Genomic DNA, 5,251 nt, shown 5'->3' on the forward strand with positions numbered 1-5,251 from the left:
CTTCAAGCTGAAACTGCTGCCCATCCGGGACGAGCCCGAGATCTTTCGTTACCTGCGGCAAACCCATGCGCTGGTGGCAATAACGCACTCGGCCGCGCAGCTCCCGCTGGATGTGGTGACGTGCCTTGACGAGAAGATCCCGTTCGTCACGACGGACGTCGGCAGCATGCGCGGGCTGCTTCAGCCGGAGTCCGCCGAGGCGGTCATGGTGGAGGCATCCCCCTCCGCGATCGCGGCCAAGATCCAATCCGTGCTCGAGAGCCGCTCGTTCGGTCCGGCAAAACCGTTGCTTGACCGGGAAGCGCGCGAGAAGGCCTGGAGCAAACTGCACGTCAAATTGTGCCGGCATCCGGCCAGAGCCGACGGCCCAAGCCGGAACCGCAGCCGACCGCCGCTGGTATCCATCATCACGGCGCACTACAATCGGGCGCGGCTGTTGCCGCAGGCGATTGCCTCGGTCCGGCGCCAGGACTACCCCAATATCGAACTGATCGTCGTCGATGACGGCAGCACGGATCCGGATGCAATTCGGCTGCTCAATGACATCGAGCCCGAGTTCGAGCAGCGCGGCTGGCGGATCATCCGGCAGAAGAACGGCTTCCTCGGCAAAGCGCGCAACACCGGTATTCGCGCCGCCAAGGGGTCCTTTATCCTGTTCCTGGACGACGACAACGCTCTCTTCCCCAACGCCGTCAGCACGTTTGTGGCCGGCATGCAAAAGTCCGGCGCCGATATCTGCACGACTTTCGCCAAATGGCTCAACGAGCCTTTCGTGCCGCCGGACACCAAGAGCGGCTATATGCTCTACTTTCCGGTCGGCGGTCCGCCGGACATCGCGCTGATTACCAATCCGTATGGCGACGCCAACGCAATGTTCCGGCGCGAGGTGTTCGACAAGGTTGGCTACCTCAACGAGGAGCGCGGCTTTTCGGCGAGCGATTGGGAATTCTTCCTGCGCGCCGATCTCGCGGGTCTGGAAATCGTCACCGTGCCGGAGCCGCTGTACTGGTACCGGTCTTCGCCGGCCGGCATGAACCGCAATGCCGAGTGGCTGAGGAATCGCCGTCCTATCATCGATGTGTTTCGAAAGCACAAGTTCGCGCACACCGACATGTTCGTACAGCTCGGCATCAGCTCGAACACTGCCGATCATGAGAAGGACCTCAACCTCTGGAATCTTGAACTGCGCGTCAAGGACGAACGGTATCTGCGGCTGAGCGCAGCCTCCCCCAACTCCGCGGACGCAGTGCAGTTGCTGGCCGAGATTGCGGCGCGAGAAGGCAGGGCCGACACGGCTATTTCGCTGCTCGCTCACGCCGGACGGTCCGACTTCACGCTGGGCGTCGTCGAACTGCTCAACGCCGCCGCTGAAGAAACAGTGCCGGAACTCCATTCCTCGCTCTACAGCGAGCGCTACCTCCCGGTCGAAGCCCTGCGCCGCGCCTATGTTGGCTCGCATCCGGCTGCCGATGCGGATCTCTTGAGCTATGTCGAGCAGTCGCCGGACCAGCTGTTTGTGCAGGCCACTGCCGGCACCGTCTCAATGGCGCTGCTGAAGGGCGTCTGTCCGGCGGGGACGATCAGCGCCAGCTGCTGGGTCTATCTCGATGAGGCACTGACCGCACCGGCGCAGTTCCAGATCGCGATCGTGGACGCGGAAAACCAGACCTTTGACCAGCTCGCCCGGCTCCTCGAGGATGGCGACGGGAACGGTTGGGCCGATGTCAGCCGCCCGCATGAACCACGCGAGATCGCAACGGGCGTCCACTCGCCTGCTCCCGGCAGACGCGACCTGCTGCTCGCCGTCAGATGCGGCGGCAATCGGCCGGACGCTCGGGTGCTCGGGGGCTTTTCAAGCATTCAGGTCCGAAATGTGGTTTCGACCGGCGGGAAGCACCCGCGTCTCAACGCGCCGCAAGAACGTCAACGCATGCGGCGGCTGACCGGCGAGGAGCTGAAGCGCGCAGCGCTTGTAACGAACTATCCGTCCGAGTTGCCGGCATTGCTGGTCGCCGGGGACAATGGCGGTATCTTTTTGCGGCCGAGCATCCATGGCCCGGTTGTCGCCGCCCTCAATTCGACTTTCCCGACCTTTGCCCGCAGTGTCATCGCTACGGTGGAGATCGCCCACGAGGATGCCTCGCCGTTCGAATTCGCCATGGCGCTGGGCCGGCCGGAAGAAAAACTGGGCTGGAAAAACGACACGCCGGTCGGCGCGCTGGCATTCTCCGGATGGACGCGGATTTCGAAACCTTTCGAGTTGCACGATTTGAAGGTTTCCGTCCGGGAGATCGACCGCAAATGGCTGACCATCTATCTGGCCATCAAACTGCCGCGCGGTTCGAAGCCGATGCCGTCCAACGCCTTTTGGCGCAAATTGCTGCTCGTCTGGGACTGAAGGGCGGGAGCCCGCCAATCGCGCGAACGTGACCTTTCATGGGTGCGAATCAAGAGTGCGAAGTGCGATAAGAACAGATCGGGTCAGTGTGGAAAGGCGCCAAAGAAATGAAAAGTATTGTCGGCCTTGTCCTGGGCCTTTTCATCATTCCCGTCAGTACCGCATTTTTCACAGCCGCCGCCCAGGAGCGCGACGTCGGGCCGAAGTGCACCCAGTGGAACTCGTACCGCGTCCTGTTCAAAAAGGGCGACAGCAAGATTTCCGACGAAACCGCGAAAGGGCTGGCGGCATTCGTCAAGGACGCCGGTCGCGATTGCGGCTACCGGCTCTACGCGACGGCCAGCAAGGAAGGCGCGTACGACAAGGCGGACAGCATTGCCGGCCAAAGGCTGAACGCCACACGCGCGTTTTTGAAAGCGCAGGGCGTCAAGCCCGAAATGGTGCTGGCGCTTTCTCATTGGGTCGACGATCGCGCCAGCGATAGGAACCAGGCGCGGAGCGCTATCCTGTATACCTTGCCGAAGCAAGGGATCTCCTGCCGGCAGTATGAAAAGCGAAGCCCTGCCCAGGTCGCCCTCTTCTTCGACAGCGGATCCTCGGTGATTTCACCCCCGGTCAAACGCGACCTCGAGAAGTTCGCCAACAGCATCAAGGATTCGCGTTGCAACGTGAGGCTGACGGCCTTGGCTGCCAAGGAGTTTATCGGCGCCGATGCGGCAGAGACGAACAAGGACCTAGCCAAGCAACGGATCAAGGCAATCATGGACATTCTAAGCGCAGCCGGTATCGACAGCGACCGGCTGGTCGATACGAATGTTGAGTATGTCGGCGACAAGAAGCCGAATACCGCCAAAAATCGCATGGCCACCGCATCGCTGATGTAGCGCGCCTGCCGCCGGCGAATGTTACGACTTTTGACGCCACCCGTGCTCGGAGGGGAAATGTCCGTCGAGCAAATCAAGAAGACTTGTCTACAGGGTCAAGTGCATATCGCCGGCCAAATCCACCGACGGGCGAAGGACCTTCCGCCCAGCACGAAAATCAACAAGGCGACGATCAGTGACCGCTGATTACCCTCACGCCTTGCGCTCCCAGCGACGGTCGGGCGTCTGCTGCCAGTAGGTCACCGCGTGGCCGGCTTCCTTCATCGTCTTCCAGTGGCTGCGCGCGCCTTCGAGCTGCGCTGCGTCGTGGCCGTCGAACAGGAAGACGGCGCGCTCGTAGCCCGAAAGCTCGGGCGGGTGCGCACCATCGACCAGGAAGCGGATCTGGGCAGCGTTGGGGTTGCCCTCCCCCGTGGTGAGCAGGATCGGCTGCTCGGCCGGATAGGCTTCGCGGTCGGTGGCGTGCGCGAGGAAGGAGTCGTCGCGAAACGTCCACAAATGCTGGTCGAGCGCGTCCCGCCGTTCCTCCGTGCCGGTCTGCACGACCGCGCGCCAGCCGCGCTCGACACTGCGCTCGAGCAGGCCCGGCAGGGCTTCCTCAAGCGTCGATTCGGTCAGGTGGTAGAACAGGAGGTCGGCCACGACAGCCTTATCCTTCGTAATGGTCGCGCACCAGCCTGTCGAGCAGCCGTACGCCAAAGCCGGAGCCCCAGGATTGGTTGATCTCGCTCGCCGGGGCGCCCATCGCGGTGCCGGCGATGTCGAGATGCGCCCAGGGCGTGTCCTTGACGAAACGCTGCAGGAACTGCGCGGCGATGATGGCGCCGCCATAGCGGCCGCCGATGTTCTTCATGTCGGCGTTCTTGGACTCGATCAGCTTGTCGTATTCGGCACCAAGCGGCATGCGCCACAGCCGCTCCTGCGTCGCTTGGCCGGCGCCGAAAAGCCTGCCGGCCAACTCGTCATTGTTGGAAAACAGGCCGGCATAGTGCTGGCCAAGCGCGACCATGATGGCGCCGGTCAGCGTCGCCAGATTGACCATGAATTTCGGCTTGAAGCGATCGTTGGTGTACCAGAGCGCATCGGCGAGCACCAAGCGGCCTTCTGCGTCGGTGTTCAAGACCTCGATGGTCTGGCCCGACATCGAGGTGACGATGTCGCCCGGGCGTTGCGCATGGCCGTCGACGGCGTTCTCGACCAGGCCGATGACGCCGACGATATTGGCCTTGGCCTTGCGGGCGGCCAACGCACGGATCAGCCCGGTGACCGCGGCGGCTCCGCCCATGTCGCCCTTCATGTCCTCCATGCCGGAGGCCGGCTTCATTGAATTGCCGCCGGTGTCGAAGGTGACGCCCTTGCCGATGAAGGCGATCGGCGCGTCCTTGGCCTTGCCGCCCTTCCATTGCATGACGGCCATGCGGGCGCCGCGCGGCGAGCCCTGCGCGACGCCAAGCAGCGAGCCCATGCCGAGCCTTTTCATCTCCTTCTCGGTGAGGATCTCGACCTCAACGCCGAGCCCTTCCAGTTCCTTCGCGCGAGCGGCGAACTCGACCGGACCGAGCGTATTGGCCGGCTCGTTGACGAGATCGCGCGCAAGCAGCACGCCTTCGATAACGGCCTCTTCCGCGGCGAAGGCCTTCTTGGCGGCGGAAGGGTCGGCGCAGTGGATGGTTATCTTGGCCGGCTTTGCGGTTTCGGCCTTTTTGCTCTCCGCCCCCTTCGCGTCGGATTGGCCGTCTTCCTTGTCCTTCCTGGTCTTGTATTTGTCGAAGCCGTAGCTGCGCAGGAGGATGCCGGCGGCAAGGTGCGCCGCCTGCCTGCCGTCCGGCTGGAGGTCCGGAAGATCGAGGATGACAGCGACTTCCACAGCCTTGCGCAGCGCGGCGGCAACCGCGCCGCCGAGCTTCAGCCAGGCGTAGTCGTCGAGGCTTGCGACCTTGCCGGCGCCAACCGCCACTAGCCGGTCGAC

General features: G+C 63.3%; 4 protein-coding genes. 2 read left to right on the forward strand and 2 right to left on the reverse strand.

The window, feature by feature from the left end:
- Together EOA75_RS28135 and EOA75_RS28140 are read left to right on the forward strand one after the other, a co-directional pair.
- Positions 1-2,398: DUF6212 domain-containing protein (locus EOA75_RS28135; RefSeq protein WP_164747609.1), on the forward strand; the 2,398-nt coding region annotated here is incomplete at its 5' end.
- A 107-nt stretch (positions 2,399-2,505) separates the two neighbouring features.
- On the forward strand, positions 2,506-3,282 hold the full coding sequence (locus EOA75_RS28140) for an OmpA family protein (RefSeq protein WP_127325697.1): 777 nt from the start codon (positions 2,506-2,508) through the stop codon (positions 3,280-3,282).
- A 192-nt stretch (positions 3,283-3,474) separates the two neighbouring features.
- Here the strand turns inward: EOA75_RS28140 and EOA75_RS28145 are convergent, their stop codons facing one another.
- Together EOA75_RS28145 and EOA75_RS28150 are read right to left on the reverse strand one after the other, a co-directional pair.
- Entirely contained in the window at positions 3,475-3,924 is a 450-nt protein-coding gene (locus tag EOA75_RS28145) for a DNA polymerase III subunit chi (RefSeq protein ID WP_127325698.1), read from the reverse strand.
- 7 nt (positions 3,925-3,931) lie between these two features.
- A partial coding sequence (locus tag EOA75_RS28150) for a leucyl aminopeptidase (protein ID WP_127325699.1) occupies positions 3,932-5,251 on the reverse strand: 1,320 nt, incomplete at its 5' end.

The organism is Mesorhizobium sp. M1A.F.Ca.IN.022.07.1.1 (assembly GCF_003997575.1).
Taxonomy (GTDB): domain Bacteria; phylum Pseudomonadota; class Alphaproteobacteria; order Rhizobiales; family Rhizobiaceae; genus Mesorhizobium.

Bases quoted from the DNA above. Each gene is read 5' to 3' on its own strand.
- EOA75_RS28140 (WP_127325697.1), top strand. From the start codon at position 2,506: ATGAAAAGTATTGTCGGCCTTGTCCTGGGCCTTTTCATCATTCCCGTC.